Origin of the sequence: Variovorax sp. PBL-H6, assembly GCF_901827155.1 — a bacterium.
Lineage (GTDB): Bacteria > Pseudomonadota > Gammaproteobacteria > Burkholderiales > Burkholderiaceae_C > Variovorax.
Window position 1 is genome coordinate 5,769,457 of sequence record NZ_LR594659.1, and the last position, 18,049, is coordinate 5,787,505.

The window sequence follows — 18,049 nt, forward strand, 5'->3', positions numbered from 1 at the left end:
ACCTCTCGTGCCCCTACGATCTCATCCGCTTGGTCGCCAATGGAGGAACACGATGAGCAACGAACTGCGCAGGAAGCTGCACGAGCTGCAGGAACTCTCGAACACCGCGCCGGACCCGGCCACGCGCGCGATCATCGAGGCGGTGAGGCTCCAGACGGCGGTGCTCAACGAGCGCCTCTTCGCCGTCGAGCTTCACCTGGCGGAGCTGCTCAAGCGCGACGGGACGCAGCCCCTGGCCTGAGCGCTCCGCTTCGATCAATGGGCCGCTGCATTGCGCTTACGCGTAGCAGCCGCCTTCTTGGCCGAAGCCGAACGCTGCGCCGCAGTGCGGCCGGCGGACGCGGCGCCACCCTTGTGGCCGCCCTTGCGGGATGGCGCATGGTTCTCGGCCTTGCCGCGGCCTGAGCCGCTCTTCTTGCCGCCACCGGTCTCGGCATTCACCGTGGCCCAGGCGCGGCGCTCGGCTTCCTTCTCGCCCACTCCGCGATGCTCGTAGCCTTCCTCGATGTGCTCGGCCTGACGTTTCTGCTTGTCCGTATAGGACGACTTGTCACCTCTGGGCATGATCACTCCTTCAAGATGCATTGAGCCCACGCATGCTGCGCCGCCACGCAGCCGCCAGGGTAGGAGCACGGACGCACTGCGCGTCAGCGCGCTCCGTCCCACGTACACGCGCCGAAGCGTCGTTTCGAACCGCGCAGCTCAGCGCTTGCCGTCGCGCGCCATGCGCTCCCCCTCCTCGAGCTGCGTCGCATCGGTGCCAGTGTCGGGAATGCCGGGCTGGCCTGTCCCGTCGTACAGCCGGCGTCCCATGCGGCTGCCGTGCAGCGGGTCGTCCTGGCCCAGCGCGCGGTTCTGTTCGATGTTGCGGCCCGAGGCGTCGCCGCGATCGCCGAGCCTCGCTTCGTGCTCTCCGAGCGGGCCAGGCGGGGCGGGTTGTGGGGTCTTCGTTTCGGTCATGCGGGTGTCCTTTCGATCATGAAGCTCGATCCGTTCTCCAGCCTGCTGCCTGCGCGACGGACCCGAAGCAGTCCGGCACTCCCCTGCGCCGTAGGCGAATTCGCGCGCCCTCCCACAGCTCGCGGGGCGAATGTCGGCAGGGCCTTGGCGCGGCTTCCTACAGCACCCTGCAGCCGAGGGTCCTAGCTTGGTTTTCTCGACTACGAGGAGGCCTCATGGGCACGACATCGAACGAACCCTTCCCCTTCCCGACCTCGGAAAAGCACGACGCACCGCCCGAGCAGCACAAGCCGATCGCGGAGGAGCCGAGCGAAGAGGCGCTGGACAACGGCGTCGAGGAATCCTTCCCGGCCAGCGACCCCGTGTCCGTCACGGTGGACAAGGTCATCACGCCGAAGAAGGAAGACGCGAAGCAGGACGAGAAGCGCTGAACAGCGGCTGGACCCGCCACCAGGCGGGCAGCAGCGCGCGGATGTCCTCGCGCGCGAAGCGGTCGTCCAGCAGGTAGAGCACGCCCGCGTCCTGCTCGGTGCGGATGACGCGCCCGGCCGCCTGCACCACCTTCTGGAGCCCCGGATAGACGTAGGTGTAGGCGTAGCCCTCGCCGAACAGGGCCTGCATGCGTTCTCGCATGCGCTCGTTGGCGGGGTTGTGCTGCGGCAGGCCCAGGCTGGCGACGAAGGCCCCGACCAGCCGGTCGCCGGGCAGATCGATGCCCTCGCCGAAGGCACCGCCCAGCACCGCGAAACCCACCCCCGCCCGCCGGACGCGAAGCGCGCGAGGAAGGCTTCGCGCTCGGCTTCGCGCATGCCGCGGGCCTGCGCCCAGGCCGGCACCTCGGGATGGCGCGAGGCCAGGGCATCGAACGCGCTGGACAGGTAATCGAAGCTGCTGAAGAACGCCAGGTAGTTGCCCGGCTGCTGCGTGTACTGCGCGGCGATGAGGCCGACCAGGCGTTGCAGCGAAGCGGCACGGTCGCGAAAGCGGGTCGAGACATCCATCGCGATGCGCACCGTCAGTTGCTCGCTGCGAAAGGGCGAGCCCACATCGAGCGTGGCGGTGTTGTCGGGCAAGCCGAGCATGTCGCGGTAGAACGAGAAGGGCGCCAGCGTTCCGGAGAAGCAGGTGCTGCTGAGGCTGCCGGCGAAGCGCCCTCGCAGGAAAGGCGCGGGCACCAGGTTGCGAATGGCCAGCGCCTCGCCGCCCTCGCTTTCTTCCAGCGTGGACTCGAAGACCGAGTGCTCGCCGAATGAATCGGCCAGCCGCGCGAACTGCAGCAGATCGAAGAAGCACTGCTGCAGTGCGCCCTGCGCCTCGTGGGGCTGGGCCGCGAAGTGGTCCCCGAGCGCGACCACCGTCTCCTGCAGCGCACGCGCGAAGGCCGACGGGATGGTGTCCGAGGCCCGGTATGGCGCCACTTGCGTCTGCTGATGCCGACGCCACTCGCGCAGCAGCTTGCCCAGCGCCTTCCTGACGAGCGGCGGCGCCTGGCGGCGGACTGCACCCAGGCCCGTCGCATGGAGGCGGGCGCTGTACATGCCGCGCGCGCGATCCAGCAGGTTGTGCGCCTCGTCCACCAGCAACGCAGTGCGCCAGCCTTCCTCCTGGCCCAGCGCCCACAGGAAGGCACTGGAATCGAAGTAGTAGTTGTAGTCGCCCACGATGGCATCGCACCAGCGCGCCAGCTCCTGCGCGAGGAAGTAGGGGCAGACCGCATGCGCCAGCGCGATGCGCCGCAACTCGGCGCGATCCAGCCAGGCGGTGCCCACGGCCTCGGCCCGCGCGGCCGGCAGGCGGTCGTAGAAGCCGCGCGCCAGCGGGCACGACTCGCCGTGGCAGCTCTTGTCCGGGTGCTCGCAGACCTTCTCGCGCGCCGCCAGCTCCAGCACGCGCAGCGGGCGGCCCGCGCCGCCTCGCAGCAGCCGCAGGCCCTCCAGCGCGATCGCGCGGCCCGAGGTCTTGGCCGTGAGAAAGACGAGCTTGTCGATACGCTGCCGGGCAGCGGCCTTGAGCAGCGGGAAGAGGGTGGCGACCGTCTTGCCGATGCCGGTGGGCGCCTGTGCCAGCAGGCAGCGCTCGGCGACAGCGGCGCGGTAGACCGCTCGCGCCAGGTCGCGCTGGCCGGGCCTGAAGCCGGCATGCGGGAAAGGCAGCGCGTCCATGGCGGCATCGCGCGCGCCGCGGTGCGCGGCCTCCTGCTCGGCCCAGGCGAGGTAGCGACCGCACAGCGCCTCGAAGTGGGCGCGCAGCGCGTCGCGCGTCATCGTCTCGGCAAGTGCGTGCTCTTCGTCCGACCCCAGGTCCAGATACACCAGCGCGACCTCGAGGCTCTCCAGGCCGCGAGCCTCGCACAGCATCCACGCATAGCAGCGCGCCTGGGCCCAGTGCAGCGCCCGGTGGTTCGCGCGGATGGCCTCGAACTCACCGCGGAAGGTCTTGATCTCCTCCAGCCGCCGGCCTTGCGGGTCGTAGCCGTCGGCCCGGCCGCGCACCCGCAGGCGGCCGAAGCGTGCCGTGAGGCCGAGCTCGCTTTCGTACGCATCGCCGCGCCGCCCCTGCACCAGGCGATGGCCGGCAAGGCCTTCCTGCGCGCTGGGCACCGGCACGAAGCGCAGGTCCAGGTCACCAGCCCGCGCGGCGAAGGCGCACAGGGCCTTGACCGAGACGGCGAGTTCGGCGCCGGGAGCCGGCTCGTCAGCCGGCGAGGAGGAGGGATCGGTCGTCATGCAGCAATCTGGATGAATATACAGTCGCCCGCGCGCCGATCCGTCCTACAGCAGTCCTCGCGCAGCACGCACACGCCTCGCCCTCGCCGCTTCATAGCTTGGTAGTCCCCGAACAGGACGAGCAGGAGAGACCCATGAAAGCATCCGACCTTCGCCCCCTCGCGCTCGTGACGGGCGCCTCCTCCGGCATCGGCCTCGAACGCGCGAAGCAGGCCTGACGAGGCGCCCGATGGACAACACGGACGGCAATGGCGCAGGCAAGGCCGCCGCGCAGTACCTGCACGAGCACGAGTTGGTGCTGGTGACGGCCGAATCCTGCACCGCGGGACTGATCGCCTCGCGCCTGGCGTCGGCGCCGGGCGCGGGGCGGGTGCTGGAGTCGGCCTTCGTGGTCTACGACCCGAAGGCCAAGCACCGCTACCTGGGCGTGAAGAACGCGACGCTGGAGCGCTTCAATCTCACCAGCGAACCGGTGGCGGTGGAGATGGCGCGCGGCGCCCTGTCGCAGAGCGACGCCAACCTGGCGATCGCCAACACCGGCGTAGCCGACGACACCGACGCCGCGGTCCCGTCAGGCACGCAGTGCTTCGCCTGGGCCTTCCGCGATGGCAGCCGAACGCAGATCTTTACCGAAACCAAACGCTTCCCCGGCGAACGCAACGAGATCCGGGAAGCCGCCGCGGACTACGCGCTGGAGCGCATCGCCCACTACCACCGCCGCTTCAAGGCCTGACGCGGAGGCAACCAGCTCATCCGAACGCGCGCTCGCAAGGGCCCGTCGCCTCCTTCCCGCGCGACTTCGTCGCGTCTGCGCGCGCGATGCGGCATCGGACGACATGGCGCGTCCGGTCGGCTGACTACGGTGGATTTCCATTCCCCACCCTCAAACAGCAGGAGTCATTCCATGCCTTCCAACCAGGACACTTCCTCGCAGGACACCAGCGAGGTCGCAGAGCAGCATCGCAAGGTGCAGCGCGAACAGGACGCCAAGGACCGCAAGGCCGGCGGTCCCGAACCCAGCAAGAAGGCGGTGCAGGCCGGCCACCGCCCCGAGCCTGAGAACCCCATGCCGGCCCAGCACCTGCAGAAGCCGGGACTCGAGGCCGAGATGGACCTGCAACCGCGCTTCCAGGCTTCGGGCTATCTTGGCAGCGGCAAGCTCGACGGCATGGTGGCGCTGGTGACCGGCGGCGACTCCGGCATCGGGCGCGCCGTGGCGCTGCTCTACGCGCGCGAAGGGGCCGACGTGGCCATCGTCTACCTGGAAGACGAGCAGGTCGATGCCGAGGAAACGCGGCGCTGCATCCATGAAGAAGGCCGCCACTGCGTGCTGATCCCGGGCGACGTGCGCGATCCGGAGTTCTGCCGGCGCGCGGTGAAGGAAACGATCGATGCGTTCGGCAAGCTCGACATCCTGGTCAACAACGCCGCCTTCCAGCTGCATGCAACCGACATCGAGGACATCACGGACGAGCGGATGGACCTCACCTTCAAGACCAACATCTACGGCTACTTCCAGATGGCGCGCGCCGCCGTGCCGCACCTGCCGCGCGGCGGCTCCATCATCAACACCGGCTCCGTGACCGGGCTCGAAGGCAGCGCGCACCTGCTGGACTATTCGACCACCAAGGGCGCAATCCATGCCTTCACCAAGTCGCTGGCCAGCAACCTGGTGGACAAGGGCATCCGCGTCAATGCGGTGGCGCCGGGCCCGGTGTGGACGCCGCTCAACCCGGCCGACCGCTCGGGCGAGGAGGTGCAGAGCTTCGGCAAGCAGACCGACATGAAACGGCCGGCGCAGCCCGAAGAACTGTCGCCCGCCTACGTGTTCCTCGCAGCGCCCGCGTGCTCGAGCTACATCACCGGCATCGTGCTGCCGGTCACCGGGAGCGTTGGCGCGGTGTAGCGGCCCGGCGGCGGCCGGCCTTGCGCTGGCGCCGGGCCCAGTGCTCGGCCAGTACGTTGCCGAGCGTGAGCGCACCCAGCCACAGCATCTGTCGCAGCAGCGTGGCGCTCGCCCGGTCCACGCGGCGGTCGATCTCCTCCTGGGTGCGCGCCGTGAGGCCGATGGCGGAGTAGTCCGGCGCTGGTTCGGCGAGCGCCGGCTGCTGGTTCTTGCCATCGATGCAGTCCGTTCCCGCGTCCGCTTGCGCCGCCGCAGCCTTGGTGGCCTCTACCGCCTTCGTGCCCGCGGTCGACCCGTGCGCGTGGGCGTAGACCTTGGTGAACTCGGCACCGAGCAGGAAAATTTGTGCCGCGTAATACACCCACGCCACGAGCAGCACCAGCGAGCCAGCGGCAGCAAAAGACTCGTTGACGCCGCTCTTGCCGAGGTACAGACCGATGCCGAATTTGCCGAGCTCGAAGAGCAGGGCGGTCACGAAGGCGCCGATCCAGACGTCGCGCCACGCGATGGTCGCGGTCGGCATCAGTTTGAAGATCATCGCGAAGAGCAAGGTCATGATCGCGAGCGAGATCACGAGGTTGAGCACGTGCAGCAGCAGCTCCCAGCCCGGCAGCAATCCGCCGAACCAGGTGCCGAAGGCAGCCAACACCGCGCTCACGACCAGCGACACGATCAACAGGAAAGCCAGCCCGAGAATCAGGCCGAACGACAGGAGGCGAGCGCGCAACACCGCCCATACGCCGGAGGGCTTCTCGCGCTCCGGCACATGCCATATGCGGTCGAGCGCGCTCTGCAGTTCGGCGAACACCGTGGTGGCGCCGACCAGCAGCACGACCGCGCTGATCAGCCCTGCGATCAAGCCCTTGTCGGGCTCGCTCACGCTGCGCAGCATGGCCTCCACAGCAGTGGCCCCTTCGCGCCCGACTAGCCCGGAGATCTGCTCGACGATCTGCCCCTGCGCCGCCTCTCGTCCGAACAGTGCGCCCGCGATCGCGATCACGATCACCAGCAGCGGCGTGAGCGAAAAGATCGTGTAGTAGGAAATCGCGGCGCCCATGCTCGGCGCGTAGTCGTCGACCCAGGCGCTCACGGATTGGCGGCAGAGTTCGTAGAGGTGCTTGAGGTTCATGGCGGCGTCTCGGGTCGTTGAGGCCAATGTCGTCCGCGGCGCTGCCGCGGCCGTGCGGCAAGTTTGCAAGATCGGGTAGGCGCGCGCCCATCCACGCGTCAGCGCTTCGGCTTCGCGCCGATGATCCAGGCGAGCGCCACACGTGCAGTGGACAAGGCTCGGGCGCTCCGGTATCGAGAGCACCGAGACCAGCTGCCCGGTCTGCAGCCAGGGCTCGGTCAGGATTGGCGCTCAGTCGCTTGCAGGCCTGTGCCGTCGCAGCGCCCACCAGCCCGCGAGCGCCACTGCGCCCAGTGCGCCTGCTGCGATGCCCACCGCCGCGGCGGACGGGTGGCTCGGTCTCGATGCCGTGAAGCCGCCGTCGATCGCATGCCCGCGCGAGGGGGTGAACAGGTTGCCGTCGGTCTGCGGCCTTGGCTCGGCGCGTTCCAGCGAGCGCTCGCTCACCCACCTCATCATCCGTCCCATCAGATGGGGCGCCATCGCATGGCCCCAGATGCCCAGCCGGGCCCCCACGCCGAGGTAGGTCGAAGCGCGTGGCCTGCGGCTGAGCGACAACAGGACCTCGGCCACGCGGCGCGGATCGACCAGGCCCGGAGGCGGGCTCAGCCGGTGGCCGCTGTAGTTCGCGCCGTGCGTGACCCCGGGCGTGTCGACGAAGGTGGGATAGACGTCGCACACATGCACCTGCGGCAGGTCCGTCAATTCGGCACGCAGCGCCTCCGAAAAGCCGCGCAGTCCGAACTTGCTGGCGCTGTAGGCCGCAGCATAGGGCGATGACACCCAGCCGCCCACGGAGATCATGTTGATCAGCGTGCCGCAGCCGCGGGCGCGAAAGTGCGGGAGCACCGCGTGGGCGCCGTGCATGTGCCCGAGCAAATTGGCCTCGACCACGCGGCGGTGCGCGTCGATGGGCGTCTGGTCGAACAGGCCGATGGCGCCCACCCCGACGTTGTTGATCCACACGTCGATCTGGCCGAAGCGCTCCAGGGCCGCGTCGGCCAGGCGCTTGACGGCCGCAGGGTCGGTGACGTCGGTGGGCTGGACCAGCACGCGCGCACCCGCCTCGCTGCACTCGGCGGCAACGACCTCGAGCGATTCGCGCTCACGCGCGGCGAGCACCAGGTCGGCACCTTCGCCGGCAAAGGCGAGTGCGGTAGCGCGCCCGATCCCGCTCGATGCGCCAGTGAGGACCACGACCTGGAAGAGCTGGTACGCGGAAGGGGAAGCGGAGGAAGCAGCGAAGGACATGGCAGGCTTCTCACAACAGATGAGTTGGACCGGTTATCTGGTCCGTCGGGAGGGCTCGACGTGGGAGCCGGCTCCGTCGCCATGTGGGCGATCGATGACAAGCATCGACCTGACCGAAAATCCCGCTTTCCGAGTCAAGCCCCACCTACACCATGAAAATCCACAAAGACACCGTCGTGACCCTGCGCTACAAGGTCGCCGACGCCACCACGAGCAAGCTGATCGAAGACAGCCGCGAGCCGATGGTCTATCTCCACGGCGGCTACGACAACACCTTTCCCAAGATCGAAGCTGCTCTCGAGGGCAAGGAAGCGGGCTTCCAGACCACGCTGCACCTGGTGCCCGGCGATGCCTTCGGCGAGCGCGACGAGTCGCTGCTGCGCACCATCTCGAAGTCGGACTTCCCGCCCGGCGTCAAGGTCGGGGGTCAGCTCGAGGGCCGCAACGACAAGGGCGAAGCGCAGGTCTTCAACGTGGTGAAGATCAAGGGCCCGCAGGTGATCCTCGACGGCAATCACCCGCTCGCGGGCAAGTCACTCAAGTTCAGCCTGAGCGTGACCGGCGTACGCGCTGCGACGCAGGAAGAGATTGCGCATCGCCACGTGCATGGCGAGCACGGGCACCATCACTGAGCGCGAACGCGGCTGTCCGTGCACTGGAGCCACAGATAGCGCATGGCGAGGATCGCGGCCATCACGCTGCCTCCTCCGGCCAGTTCGCCGCCAGCAAGGCCTTCGTCCGGTCCTGCGGCCAGAGCTTGACGAGGTCCGTCAGGCGCTTGGCGTCGCTCGCGGGCGCTTCGGCGTTTGCGGGAGGGTCCGTCGCGATGCCGGTCTCCCAGGCTTCCGCCTGGGTGGGCTGCTTGTGCGAGGGCGGCACGATCGTCGGGTCGAAATCCGGGGGTGGCGTTGCGATTGGCATGTTGGATGACTCCTTGCTCCGTTGCAAGGTAGTCCCCGGTTGCGAGGCCCCTTTGTAGGAAGGCGCCGTGGGCACGGCGGGGCACCGTCCGGGCTTCGTGTCAGACCCACCAGCAGGCGGCGGCCAGCGCAACAGCCAGGGCGATCACGCTGGTGTTCTCGACGGCATGCCAGATCAGCTGGGGCACGTCGCCGCCGCCGGGCACGTTGCCGGCAGCCATGACGGCGAAGGTACAGACGCCCAGCGCGTAGTGCCCCAGCACGGCGAAAAAGGGAATGGCGAAGCGCCTCGCCAGGCTTGGCGCCGGACGCGGCGCTCGGGTCGACATGAGCAGTGGCAGCGGCAAGGGCTGGGTGCACATGGTGCGGGTGGGCACCCCTCCCTTCCCGTAACGGCGGTGCTGGTGGGGCTGCTGAAGCGGCTGCTGGTCCATGTTGTTCTGTTCGTGGAGGCGAGGCGCGCGAGGGTCTCTCTCGCCGCGGCGTGCGATGTCGAAGGGCTTCGAAGCCCATGCCGGGAATTGTGGTCCCGCTGCGCCGCCGCCCATTGAGCGAACAGGACGGCAATCGCGCTGCAGATCGTTGCGTTCGCGAGGCTACAGCGTCCTGCACCTGGGACTTCCAGCCAGCCGGGATCGCCCCATCTGCGATGAACCATGTCCGGTCATTTCGATCGGATCAGAACGTATGTCTGTCGCACGAAAGAACATCATGAGCGCCGCCGGCCCCATCGTCCGTCTCGAAGCCCTCGGCTTCCCCTGGAAGACCATCGACCCGTTCCTGTTCTGCGCCTACCACGACGACGCCTACCCGCGCGCGAACGCGCAGATGGGTCCTGAAGCCTCGCTGGCCGGCCGCGATCTCGGCCAGGATTTCAGCCGCACGGATGGCTGGAGCATGTACCACGGCAACCCGGTGCCGGGCTTTCCGGGGCATCCGCATCGCGGCTTCGAGACGGTGACCATCGTGCGCAAGGGCCTCATCGATCATTCCGATTCGCTGGGTGCAAGCGCGCGCTTCGGTGGCGGGGATGTTCAATGGCTCACGGCCGGCCACGGCATCGTGCACGCGGAAATGTTCCCGCTGCTCGACCGGGCCCAGCCCAATCCGCTGGAGCTGTTCCAGATCTGGCTCAACCTGCCGGCGCGCAGCAAGTTGGCGCAGCCCCACTTCACGATGTTCTGGGCCGAGGACGTTCCGCGCTTCACCGCAATGGACGGCGAGGGCCGCTCGACCGAGGTGGCCAGCATCGCCGGGCGCCTCCCGCCCATCGAAGGGGAACCGGGCGCCGGCGGGCCGCTGGCACCACCGCCCGACTCGTGGGCCGCACAGCCCGACGCCGATGTCGCCATCTGGACCCTGAAGATGGAGCCCCACGCCTGCTGGGTGCTGCCCGCAGCGACGGGCCAGGGCACGCGGCGCAGCCTGTACTTCTTCAAGGGCCGCTCGGTCAGCGTGGCGGGGCACAAGGTCGATCATCACGCCGCGATCGAGCTGCGCGCCGATGCGCGGGTGGAGCTCGTCAATGGCGACGAAGAGAGCGAGTTCCTGGTGTTGCAGGGCCGCCCGATCGGTGAACCAGTGGCGCAGTACGGTCCCTTCGTGATGAACACGCAGGCCGAAATAGCGCAAGCCATGGACGACTACCGCCGCACCCAGTTCGGCGGCTGGCCCTGGGCCGACATGGCGCCGGTGCATGGGCGCGATCCGGCGCGCTTTGCACGGCATCCGGACGGCAGCGAGGAACGGCCCGAGCTGCCGGTGGGCGTGCTCGCCCGCGGCTGAACACGCACTCCTTTGTGGCTGACGCAACTCTCTCTCAGGCAGTCGGATTCGCGCTGAAAGAGACGTTTTGCTGATCTAGACCTCGCTTGAGTCGGAGTTTGCGTCACTGTCCAGGGGCTGCGTGGCGGCCTGGCTCATCGACTGGACCGTGAGGTTGTTCTGGTAATGTTCCTCGGCTTTCCTTCGGCCTTCCTGTGCTCCCGCGGCGGTCGCCCTGTTGACCACCGTCAAGCTTTGACTGTCGCGCGTGTTGAAGAACTTCCCGAAGTGCTCGACCAATGGTTGGATCGGGACGTTTGTGTGGTCTTTCCGGGTCTGGTTTTCACCGCCCTGGAACAGATGCAACGACATGGCTTTGGTAAACAGTTCGGTCGCCCCCTCCGTCGCGAAGCGCCGCATCTGCTCGTTGCGTCGGAGGGTCGGATCGAGCCAGTGCATCGTGTTGTCGATGTCATTCCCGTCATCGTCATCCAGGCCGTCGCGCGCGTTGAAAACCAGCAATTGCAATGATTGCAGCCAACACCCTGCCGTGTGCCTGTCGCGCATCTCGGAAAGCTCGGGAACCCAGTCCGGACTGGGAAGCGTCATGCGCGTCAAATGCCTGGCCGAGAACGCCTGGGCCACGATGCGCTTACCGTCACCTGGATCGATCGTGTCGGGGGCATGCAGTTCGATCTGTTGGACACTGCGCTCCGGTGACAGCCTCAGGTTGGCCTCAACAACTGCTCTGACAACCGATCGGAGTTCATGGGCCTCCATGCTCGTGACCTCGAGTCTCTCTACACCGCCTTCGCTCAGAACGCGAAGGAGTTCTCGGAATTGATCTTCGGCATCGCAATCCGCTCCCAAGAAATCCAGGCCGATTTCTGGGAGGCCGTGCTCAAGCAGGGATAACACTTGTGGAGAACCGCTCACACATTCCAGCGTGTCGCAGTGTTTGATGCATCTGCTCAGGAGGTCTCGGGTCGCCAGGACTGCATCGGTCGCAAACACGTAGTTCGGTTGGTGATAGTCGAAGCTCGTGACGCGAGACTGCGGGCTTGCCATCACCTCGTACAGCGCCTGCGCAATGTCGTCCGGGATGCAATCGGACACGCTGACGCCGAACTTCATACCGCTGTCGTGGAATTGCTTGAGCATCCCGATGACCTCTTCGCTGGAGCCGCTCGTCAAGCTCAGCGTAGGGATGAACGAGGAGCCTTGCTGCATGGCGAAGCACCGCTCGACGTCTTGCAGGCCTGCTTCCCGCAGCCATCCCGACAACTTACGGCTGTCCGCTTGCGAGAGCGTCTCGCCGTCGACGAACTTGTAGAGGGCGGTCGTCCCCGGCGTGCCTCTGTCCGGCAGATCGAAGGCGTTGAGTTGGCTGCGTCGCACCTCGCTGATCGATGGCGTCTCGCCGGATGCGTTGCCGCTCGAGTCGGCTTTTGGCAGGTGAATGTTTCGGTAGCTGCTGATGCGCATGGTCTTGGAAATGAGTGAAAGGCCACACTGGGTAACCTCGTGCCCGCCATCGGTTCCTCGGCTCCATTTGCGACCTGGTCACTGCACCGGATACATGGCGCTCCCGACTGCGTTCGCGTGCCGCAGCCGCCATCGAGCTTGCACTCTCCACTGAGCGCACTCCGGCAGCAGGCGCGCCGCAGATCGACGGCATCAAGGGCCTCAAGTTCGAGAACGCCGCGCTGGCCTACCAGGCCGCGGCAGACCAGCTGGGGGTGATGGTCGCGCTCGACGCCTTCGTGCGCGACGACCTGGCCTCGGGCCGGCTGGTGGCGCCCTTCGCCCTGCGCTTGCCACGCGCGGCGCCTACTACCTCGCGTGGCGCGACGATGCGCCGCAACCCGATCGCGTGAAGGCTTTCGAGGCCTGGATCGTGCAGGAGGCTGAATCGATGGAGGCCAGCCCGGGCGCCGTGACGCACGGCGCGGCCTGACTCCCCTTCTCAGTCGCTGGCCCGGCTCATGGCTGCCAGCAGGCACCGCCCTGCGGCGCGACCAGCACCGTTCTGATTCGACCGGAGACTTTCAATTGCAACGCCTGACTGAATGCCGCCGCTTCGGGCCCTGGCTGGTCACGCGCGGAAGAGATCGCGGACGACGCAGGACTTCGCCCGGATGGACCGGACGCATTCCATTCTTGAACATGGCGTTGTCTTTTCGAAAGAGCCGTCTCCCGACGGGGCCGCATCACATGCGGCAAGGCAAGACAACCGCCGGCATATTGCCCGCGAGTGCTCAACGAACTTCCCGCGACTGCGGCGCTCCGCGTTCACCGCCCCATCTGCTGCCGCCTCGCCCCGCCCTGCCGCTCGAGCATCCACCCCGGGTACTCCGCCGGCAGCGCACTCACCTTGTCCAGCTGCGCCAGCTCTTCGCCGCTCAGCTTCACCGCCGTTGCTGCGATGTTGTCGTCCAGCTGGTCCACGCGCTTCGCGCCGATGATCACGCTGGTGACCACCGGCTGGTGCAGCAACCAGGCCAGGGCGACCTGCGCGACCGAGACCTTCTTGGCCTCGGCGATGGTCCGCATCGCATCGATGGTGTCCCAGGCGCGATCGAGCTGCACCGGCGGGAAGTCGAAGGTGGTGCGGCGGCTGCCCTGCTCGGCCTGGCCGGCTTGGCTGTTGCGGCCATATTTGCCGCTGAGGAGGCCACCCGCGAGCGGGCTCCAGACCATCAGGCCGACCTGCTCGCTTTGCAGCATCGGCACCAGCTCGCGCTCCAGGTCGCGGCCGGCAATGGTGTAGTAGGCCTGCAGCGACTCGAAGCGCGCGAGCCCCAGGCGTTCGGAGATGCCCTGCGCCTTCGCGATCTGCCAGGCCGCCCAGTTCGACACGCCCACGTAGCGCACCAGGCCCTGCTGCACCAGCGTGTCGAGGGCGCGCAGGGTCTCCTCGATCGGCGTGGCCGGGTCGAAGCCGTGCACCTGGTAGAGGTCGATGTGATCCAGCTGCAGCCGCTTCAGGCTGGCCTGCACGCTCTCGAGGATGTGATAGCGCGAGAGGCCGCGCGAGTTGGGGCCCTTGGTGCCGGTCTCCCCCAGCACCTTGGTCGCGACCACCACGTTCTCGCGCGGGACCTGGAGGTTCCTGAGCGCCTGGCCGGTCATGATCTCCGAACGGCCATCGGCGTACACGTTCGCGGTGTCGATGAAGTTGATGCCGGCATCGAGGGCGCGGCCGACCAGCTCGTCCACCTGGCCCTGCTGCAGCCGGCCGATCTGGCCCCACATCCCGCCTTCGCCACCGAAGGTCATGGTGCCGAGGCACAGTTCCGAAACGAAGAGGCCGGTGCGGCCGAATCTGTTGAATCGCATTGAGGAGCTCCTTCTGCTGAGGCACGACAGTATCCGTCTCGACAGAGCTTCGCCGCATGCCGGATCGTGGCGCGAACTTGCCCGATCCTGCAAAGACGCCGTAGCCGCACGGACCGAGCGCGAAGAACCACCCACGACGCGCGCGCCTTCCCGGCACCTGGCGCCGCGCTTCCGCAATTCATCGGCGCAATGGATCGCCGCGCCTACTTGCCTGGCGCAGGAACCCTGGCCATGATCGCGGCACCCCTTGTCCCCCGGTTGCACTCGCCATGAAGATCGCCAGCTTCAACGTCAATGGGATCAACAGCCGGCTGCCGCGGCTGCTCGAATGGCTCGACGAGTCCCGGCCCGACGTCGCGTGCCTGCAGGAGCTGAAGTCCCCCGACCAGACCTTCCCGGCCGCAGCGCTGCAAGAGGCCGGCTACGGCGTGGTCTTCCACGGCCAGCGCTCGTGGAACGGCGTGGCCATACTGGCGCGCGGCAAGGAGCCGATCGAGACCGGGCGCGGGCTCGACGGCAATCCCGGGGACGACCAGAGCCGCTACATCGAAGCCGTGGTCGACGGCGTGATCATCGGCTGCCTCTACCTGCCCAACGGCAATCCATGGCCTGGTCCCAAGTTCGACTACAAGCTGGAGTGGTTCGAGCGTCTCTGCGCCCACGCGCGCAGGCTCTTCGACTGCGGTCTGCCCGTGGTGCTGGCGGGTGACTTCAACGTGGTGCCCACCGACGACGACATCTACAACCCGGCCTCGTGGCGCAAGGATGCACTGCTGCAGCCCGAGAGCCGCGCCGCATTCGCCCGGCTGCTCGACCAGGGCTGGGCCGACGCGATCCGCACGCTGCATCCGCACGAGCCGATCTACACCTATTGGGACTACTGGCGCAACCGCTGGCCGCGCAACGCTGGCCTGCGCATCGATCACCTGCTGCTCAACGAAGAACTCGCGCCCTTGCTCAGGGCGGCCGATGTGGACCGCGAGGTGCGCGGCCGTCCTGGCGCCAGCGACCACGCGCCAGTGTGGGTCGAGCTCGCGCTGGCCGGCTAGCAGCGCATGCTTCAGCGCCGCAAACTCACTGCAGGCACGGCGACAACACCCAGGCAGCGAACCATTGCATCCCGACCACCAGCGTGAAAAGGAGGCCGACTCCCGCCGCCGCCGCGGCCATGAAACCCTGGCGCACCACGGGCGCCGCTGCGTCGCTGTCGAGCGTCGCTTCGGCCTGCGGTTCGCCGCGCAGGCGATGCAACTCGTGGCTGGCCAGCAAGGTGGCAACCACGCAGGCGAGCAGCGCCGCGATGCTCAAGGCGTGCAGCAGCCAGGCGGTCTGCACCGTGCACGAATGCGGCACCGCCGCATAGGCCAAGGTCTGGAAGAGCAGCGCGATGCTGGGAATCAGCAGCAGTGCGGCCCAGACCTTGAATGCGCGCAGAGTCATGGCAATGGTCCCCAATGAAGGCGCGGCACGACGTAGATGACCGCATAGATCGGCAGCCACGAGAGCACGACGAAATACCAGTAGAGCGCGTTCTCGCTCACGTCGGCGAAGCGCTGTCCCTCCATCGGGCCGGTGTGGAGCAGCACCTCGAGCACCGCAGAGTCGTAGGTGTCGGTGAGCAGGTGGACCGTGTGCAGCCCGAGCAGCATCCAGACGATGGAGCCGTAGGCATTGCTGTCCCACCGGATGTGCAGCCCCGCAAACTCGAAGCCGCGGATCACGAGGAAGGCCACCGAGAACAGCAGGCACACCAGCAACCAGCGACGCGCTCCGACCCGGTCGCAGGCTTCGGCCGCGCGCTTGGCCATGTGGTTCGGCCACATGCTGACGACCAGGATCAGCGTGTTGATCGAGCCCCACAGCAGCACCGGCGGCGGCGCCGAGAGGGGCCAGTCGTCGGACTGGCTGCGCAGGTACAGATAGGCGCCGATCGCCAGTGCGAAGAGGGTGCCCTCGATCGCGATGAGGCCGAAGGTGCCCCACCACATCAGGCTGCGGTGGCCGAAGGCGAAGCTCGGCAGCCCGGAGACGTCGAGCTCGCGCCGGGTCACTCGAGCACGCTCGGCGGCGGTGCGATTCGCAGCGGCGCTCATGGGCTGCGCTCCAGGCTCAGATGAACCGCCGTTTCCGAGCGGCGCGGCCAGAACCATGCCGTGAGCGCGATGGCGATCGGGATGCTGCCCCACACCACCGCCCAGGGCGTGAAGATCGAGCCGATGAAGAGCACCGTGACGGCCATGGCACTGACCAGCGGCCAGAGGGTCGGATCCGGAAAATTGACGCGCAGGTCGGGCCGGGCGTCGAGCACGGTGGTGGCCAGCAGTTCGCGCGTGTCGGCCGCCAGTCCACCCACGTGGGTCAAGGCGGGCTCCCTGCCCTCGGCCCCGGCGCGCTGGCCGACCCAGAGCGGCTCACGTCCATGCACCACGGGAATCGCGTGGAAGTTGCAGGGCGGCGGCGGCGACGCGGTCGCCCATTCGAGCGTGCCGCCGCCCCAGGGGTTGTCACCCGCCAGTGCGCCGCTGCGCTGGCTCAGCACCGCGTTCACGATGAAGAGCAGCACCGACAGTGCGATGACGCAGGCACCCACCGTCGCGATCAGGTTCAGGCCGTCCCAGCCCAGCCCCGCCTGGTAGGTGTAGACGCGGCGCGGCATGCCCTTGAGCCCGAGCAGGTGCATCGGGAAGAAGGCCACGTTGAAGCCGACGAAGAAGAGCCAGAAGTTCCAGCGGCCCAGCCGCTCGCTCATGAGTCGGCCGGTGAACTTGGGAAACCAGTAGTAGAAGGCGCCGAAGAGCGGGAACACCGCGCCGCCGATCAGCACGTAGTGCAGGTGCGCCACCACGAAGTAGGTGTCGTGCACCTGCAGGTCCAGCGGCACCGAGGCCAGCATGATGCCCGTCATGCCGCCCAGGACCAGGATGAAGAAGAAGCCGAGCACGAACAGGAGCGGCGTCTTGAAGTCGAGCCGGCCGCTCCACAGCGTGGCGATCCAGCAGAAGATCTGCACCGCCGATGGAATGGCGATCAGCATGCTGGCCGCGGTGAAGAAGCTCTTGCCGAGCTCCGGCAGGTTGGCCGCGAACATGTGGTGCACCCACAGTCCGAAGGCGAGGAAGGCGGTGGCGATGAGCGCCAGCACCATGGCCGTGTAGCCATAGATGGGACGCCGTGCAAAGGTCGGGATGATGGCCGAGAGAAAGCCCAGGCCGGGGATGAAGATCAGGTAGACCTCGGGATGGCCGAAGAACCAGAACAGGTGCTGCCAGAGCACGGCGTCGCCGCCTTCGGCCGGGTTGTAGAAGTGCGTGCCGACCAGCCGGTCCAGGATCAGCATGGTGCTCGCGAGCATCACCGAGGGCATCGCGAACAGCACCATGAAGGCGGTCACCAGCATGGCCCAGACGAAGAGCGGAATGCGGTTCAGCGTCATGCCCGGTGCGCGCAGCTTGAACACGGTGGTGATGATGACGATGGCTTCGAGCAGTGCCGACAGCTCGGTGAAGGTGATCATCTGGGCCCAGAAGTCCGCGCGCTTGCCGGGTGAATAGTCGGGCCCCGCGAGCGGCACGTAGGCGAACCAGCCCACGTCCGGCCCGGCGTCGAGGAAAAAAGCCGCGTAGAGCATCAGCCCGCCGAACAGGAAGATCCAGTAGGCGAAGGCATTCAGCCGAGGAAACGCGACGCTGCGCGTGCCGACCATGAGCGGCACGAGGTAGACCGCGACGGCCTGCATCACCGGCACGGCGAACAGGAACATCATCGTCGAGCCGTGCATCGTGAACAGCTGGTTGTAGAGGTCCGGCCCGACCAGGTGCGCGTTGGGGCGCGCGAGCTGCAGCCGCATGACGAAGGCGAGGAGGCCGCCCGCCACGAAGAAGCCGAAGGTCGTGACCATGAAGCGGCGCGCGATCGACTTGTGGTTGACGGCGGCGAGCCAGCCCAGCAGGCCGGGCGGGTCGCGCCAGGTGTCGTCCAGCGCCGCGGCTTCCCGCGAGCCGGGGCCGGCGCCGTCCTTCAGGCGTGAAGCGGGGGCTGGGGTGAGCGGATTCAT

Annotated in this window: 19 protein-coding genes and 1 pseudogene; 8 read left to right on the top strand and 12 right to left on the bottom strand. The window is 67.6% G+C overall.

The window, feature by feature from the left end:
- Nucleotides 1-52: 52 nt before the first annotated feature.
- Nucleotides 53-241 carry a hypothetical protein gene (locus G3W89_RS27155; RefSeq protein ID WP_162577055.1) on the top strand — a complete coding sequence of 63 codons (189 nt, stop codon included), beginning with the start codon at nt 53-55 and terminating at the stop codon, nt 239-241.
- Nucleotides 242-255: 14 nt separating this feature from the next.
- On the opposite strand, the gene G3W89_RS27160 is transcribed toward G3W89_RS27155, so the two are convergent.
- Together G3W89_RS27160 and G3W89_RS27165 are read right to left on the bottom strand one after the other, a co-directional pair.
- On the bottom strand, nt 256-564 hold the full coding sequence (locus G3W89_RS27160; RefSeq protein WP_162577056.1) for a plasmid stabilization protein: 309 nt from the start codon (nt 562-564) through the stop codon (nt 256-258).
- A gap of 138 nt (nt 565-702) precedes the next feature.
- Nucleotides 703-960: a hypothetical protein gene (locus tag G3W89_RS27165; RefSeq protein WP_162577057.1), complete on the bottom strand. Its 258-nt coding sequence runs from the start codon at nt 958-960 to the stop codon at nt 703-705.
- 215 nt (nt 961-1,175) lie between these two features.
- Here G3W89_RS27165 and G3W89_RS27170 point away from each other — a divergent pair, with 215 nt between their 5' ends.
- A complete protein-coding gene (locus G3W89_RS27170) occupies nt 1,176-1,391 on the top strand; it encodes a hypothetical protein (protein WP_162577058.1) in 216 nt (71 codons plus the stop codon).
- On the opposite strand, the pseudogene G3W89_RS27175 reads toward G3W89_RS27170, so the two are convergent.
- Nucleotides 1,348-3,686: pseudogene (locus G3W89_RS27175) on the bottom strand (helicase C-terminal domain-containing protein). The gene G3W89_RS27170 and the pseudogene G3W89_RS27175 sit on opposite strands and share 44 nt — an antisense overlap.
- Nucleotides 3,687-3,915: 229 nt before the next feature.
- Between G3W89_RS27175 and G3W89_RS27180 the strand changes: the two are divergent.
- Together G3W89_RS27180 and G3W89_RS27185 are read left to right on the top strand one after the other, a co-directional pair.
- The gene (locus tag G3W89_RS27180) at nt 3,916-4,419 is read left to right on the top strand and encodes a CinA family protein (RefSeq protein WP_162577059.1); all 504 of its coding nucleotides are present in this window, start codon (nt 3,916-3,918) and stop codon (nt 4,417-4,419) included.
- 171 nt (nt 4,420-4,590) lie between these two features.
- Nucleotides 4,591-5,592 carry an SDR family oxidoreductase gene (locus G3W89_RS27185; RefSeq protein WP_162577060.1) on the top strand — a complete coding sequence of 334 codons (1,002 nt, stop codon included), beginning with the start codon at nt 4,591-4,593 and terminating at the stop codon, nt 5,590-5,592.
- On the opposite strand, the gene G3W89_RS27190 is transcribed toward G3W89_RS27185, so the two are convergent.
- The gene (locus G3W89_RS27190) at nt 5,567-6,721 is read right to left on the bottom strand and encodes a YihY/virulence factor BrkB family protein (protein WP_162577061.1); all 1,155 of its coding nucleotides are present in this window, start codon (nt 6,719-6,721) and stop codon (nt 5,567-5,569) included. The genes G3W89_RS27185 and G3W89_RS27190 overlap by 26 nt on opposite strands.
- A gap of 231 nt (nt 6,722-6,952) precedes the next feature.
- Nucleotides 6,953-7,972: an SDR family oxidoreductase gene (locus G3W89_RS27195; RefSeq protein ID WP_162577062.1), complete on the bottom strand. Its 1,020-nt coding sequence runs from the start codon at nt 7,970-7,972 to the stop codon at nt 6,953-6,955.
- Between the two features lie 152 nt (nt 7,973-8,124).
- Here G3W89_RS27195 and G3W89_RS27200 point away from each other — a divergent pair, with 152 nt between their 5' ends.
- Nucleotides 8,125-8,604, top strand: coding sequence for an FKBP-type peptidyl-prolyl cis-trans isomerase (locus tag G3W89_RS27200; RefSeq protein ID WP_162577063.1), 480 nt, complete (start codon nt 8,125-8,127; stop codon nt 8,602-8,604).
- Between the two features lie 61 nt (nt 8,605-8,665).
- Here G3W89_RS27200 and G3W89_RS27205 read toward each other — a convergent pair whose 3' ends face one another.
- Nucleotides 8,666-8,893, bottom strand: a complete 228-nt coding sequence (locus G3W89_RS27205) for a hypothetical protein (RefSeq protein ID WP_162577064.1) — start codon at nt 8,891-8,893, stop codon at nt 8,666-8,668.
- Between the two features lie 100 nt (nt 8,894-8,993).
- Nucleotides 8,994-9,326, bottom strand: coding sequence for a hypothetical protein (locus G3W89_RS27210; protein WP_162577065.1), 333 nt, complete (start codon nt 9,324-9,326; stop codon nt 8,994-8,996).
- A gap of 253 nt (nt 9,327-9,579) precedes the next feature.
- On the opposite strand from G3W89_RS27210, the gene G3W89_RS27215 reads away from it, so the two are divergent.
- Complete coding sequence (locus G3W89_RS27215) at nt 9,580-10,677, top strand: pirin family protein (protein ID WP_443083189.1); 1,098 nt, start codon at nt 9,580-9,582, stop codon at nt 10,675-10,677.
- 75 nt (nt 10,678-10,752) lie between these two features.
- On the opposite strand, the gene G3W89_RS27220 is transcribed toward G3W89_RS27215, so the two are convergent.
- Nucleotides 10,753-12,141 (bottom strand): hypothetical protein, encoded by a 1,389-nt coding sequence (locus G3W89_RS27220; protein ID WP_162577066.1) that lies wholly within the window; start codon nt 12,139-12,141, stop codon nt 10,753-10,755.
- Between the two features lie 257 nt (nt 12,142-12,398).
- On the opposite strand from G3W89_RS27220, the gene G3W89_RS33525 reads away from it, so the two are divergent.
- Nucleotides 12,399-12,533 carry a hypothetical protein gene (locus tag G3W89_RS33525; protein ID WP_269474992.1) on the top strand — a complete coding sequence of 45 codons (135 nt, stop codon included), beginning with the start codon at nt 12,399-12,401 and terminating at the stop codon, nt 12,531-12,533.
- 415 nt (nt 12,534-12,948) lie between these two features.
- Here the strand turns inward: G3W89_RS33525 and G3W89_RS27225 are convergent, their stop codons facing one another.
- Nucleotides 12,949-13,995 carry an aldo/keto reductase gene (locus G3W89_RS27225; RefSeq protein ID WP_162577067.1) on the bottom strand — a complete coding sequence of 349 codons (1,047 nt, stop codon included), beginning with the start codon at nt 13,993-13,995 and terminating at the stop codon, nt 12,949-12,951.
- A 269-nt stretch (nt 13,996-14,264) separates the two neighbouring features.
- Here G3W89_RS27225 and G3W89_RS27230 point away from each other — a divergent pair, with 269 nt between their 5' ends.
- On the top strand, nt 14,265-15,044 hold the full coding sequence (locus G3W89_RS27230) for an exodeoxyribonuclease III (protein ID WP_162577068.1): 780 nt from the start codon (nt 14,265-14,267) through the stop codon (nt 15,042-15,044).
- 25 nt (nt 15,045-15,069) lie between these two features.
- On the opposite strand, the gene G3W89_RS27235 is transcribed toward G3W89_RS27230, so the two are convergent.
- From G3W89_RS27235 to ctaD, 3 genes are read right to left on the bottom strand one after another with little or no spacing between them, the layout of a single operon-like run.
- On the bottom strand, nt 15,070-15,435 hold the full coding sequence (locus G3W89_RS27235) for a hypothetical protein (protein ID WP_162577069.1): 366 nt from the start codon (nt 15,433-15,435) through the stop codon (nt 15,070-15,072).
- A complete protein-coding gene (locus tag G3W89_RS27240; protein ID WP_162577070.1) occupies nt 15,432-16,088 on the bottom strand; it encodes a cytochrome c oxidase subunit 3 in 657 nt (218 codons plus the stop codon). The genes G3W89_RS27235 and G3W89_RS27240 overlap by 4 nt, the downstream gene beginning before the upstream one ends.
- On the bottom strand, nt 16,085-18,049 hold the full coding sequence (gene ctaD, locus G3W89_RS27245; protein WP_162577071.1) for a cytochrome c oxidase subunit I: 1,965 nt from the start codon (nt 18,047-18,049) through the stop codon (nt 16,085-16,087). The genes G3W89_RS27240 and ctaD overlap by 4 nt, the downstream gene beginning before the upstream one ends.

What these genes read in the sequence shown, in the direction of transcription:
- G3W89_RS27155 (WP_162577055.1), top strand. Translation starts at nt 53, where the DNA reads ATGAGCAACGAACTGCGCAGGAAGCTGCACGAGCTGCAGGAACTCTCG.
- G3W89_RS27195 (WP_162577062.1), bottom strand. Translation starts at nt 7,972, where the DNA reads ATGTCCTTCGCTGCTTCCTCCGCTTCCCCTTCCGCGTACCAGCTCTTC.
- G3W89_RS27235 (WP_162577069.1), bottom strand. Translation starts at nt 15,435, where the DNA reads ATGACTCTGCGCGCATTCAAGGTCTGGGCCGCACTGCTGCTGATTCCC.
- G3W89_RS27205 (WP_162577064.1), bottom strand. Translation starts at nt 8,893, where the DNA reads ATGCCAATCGCAACGCCACCCCCGGATTTCGACCCGACGATCGTGCCG.
- G3W89_RS27185 (WP_162577060.1), top strand. Translation starts at nt 4,591, where the DNA reads ATGCCTTCCAACCAGGACACTTCCTCGCAGGACACCAGCGAGGTCGCA.
- G3W89_RS27240 (WP_162577070.1), bottom strand. Translation starts at nt 16,088, where the DNA reads ATGAGCGCCGCTGCGAATCGCACCGCCGCCGAGCGTGCTCGAGTGACC.
- G3W89_RS27225 (WP_162577067.1), bottom strand. Translation starts at nt 13,995, where the DNA reads ATGCGATTCAACAGATTCGGCCGCACCGGCCTCTTCGTTTCGGAACTG.
- G3W89_RS27180 (WP_162577059.1), top strand. Translation starts at nt 3,916, where the DNA reads ATGGACAACACGGACGGCAATGGCGCAGGCAAGGCCGCCGCGCAGTAC.
- G3W89_RS33525 (WP_269474992.1), top strand. Translation starts at nt 12,399, where the DNA reads ATGGTCGCGCTCGACGCCTTCGTGCGCGACGACCTGGCCTCGGGCCGG.
- G3W89_RS27215 (WP_443083189.1), top strand. Translation starts at nt 9,580, where the DNA reads ATGTCTGTCGCACGAAAGAACATCATGAGCGCCGCCGGCCCCATCGTC.
- G3W89_RS27210 (WP_162577065.1), bottom strand. Translation starts at nt 9,326, where the DNA reads ATGGACCAGCAGCCGCTTCAGCAGCCCCACCAGCACCGCCGTTACGGG.
- G3W89_RS27165 (WP_162577057.1), bottom strand. Translation starts at nt 960, where the DNA reads ATGACCGAAACGAAGACCCCACAACCCGCCCCGCCTGGCCCGCTCGGA.
- G3W89_RS27170 (WP_162577058.1), top strand. Translation starts at nt 1,176, where the DNA reads ATGGGCACGACATCGAACGAACCCTTCCCCTTCCCGACCTCGGAAAAG.
- ctaD (WP_162577071.1), bottom strand. Translation starts at nt 18,049, where the DNA reads ATGAATCCGCTCACCCCAGCCCCCGCTTCACGCCTGAAGGACGGCGCC.
- G3W89_RS27190 (WP_162577061.1), bottom strand. Translation starts at nt 6,721, where the DNA reads ATGAACCTCAAGCACCTCTACGAACTCTGCCGCCAATCCGTGAGCGCC.
- G3W89_RS27230 (WP_162577068.1), top strand. Translation starts at nt 14,265, where the DNA reads ATGAAGATCGCCAGCTTCAACGTCAATGGGATCAACAGCCGGCTGCCG.
- G3W89_RS27220 (WP_162577066.1), bottom strand. Translation starts at nt 12,141, where the DNA reads ATGCGCATCAGCAGCTACCGAAACATTCACCTGCCAAAAGCCGACTCG.
- G3W89_RS27160 (WP_162577056.1), bottom strand. Translation starts at nt 564, where the DNA reads ATGCCCAGAGGTGACAAGTCGTCCTATACGGACAAGCAGAAACGTCAG.
- G3W89_RS27200 (WP_162577063.1), top strand. Translation starts at nt 8,125, where the DNA reads ATGAAAATCCACAAAGACACCGTCGTGACCCTGCGCTACAAGGTCGCC.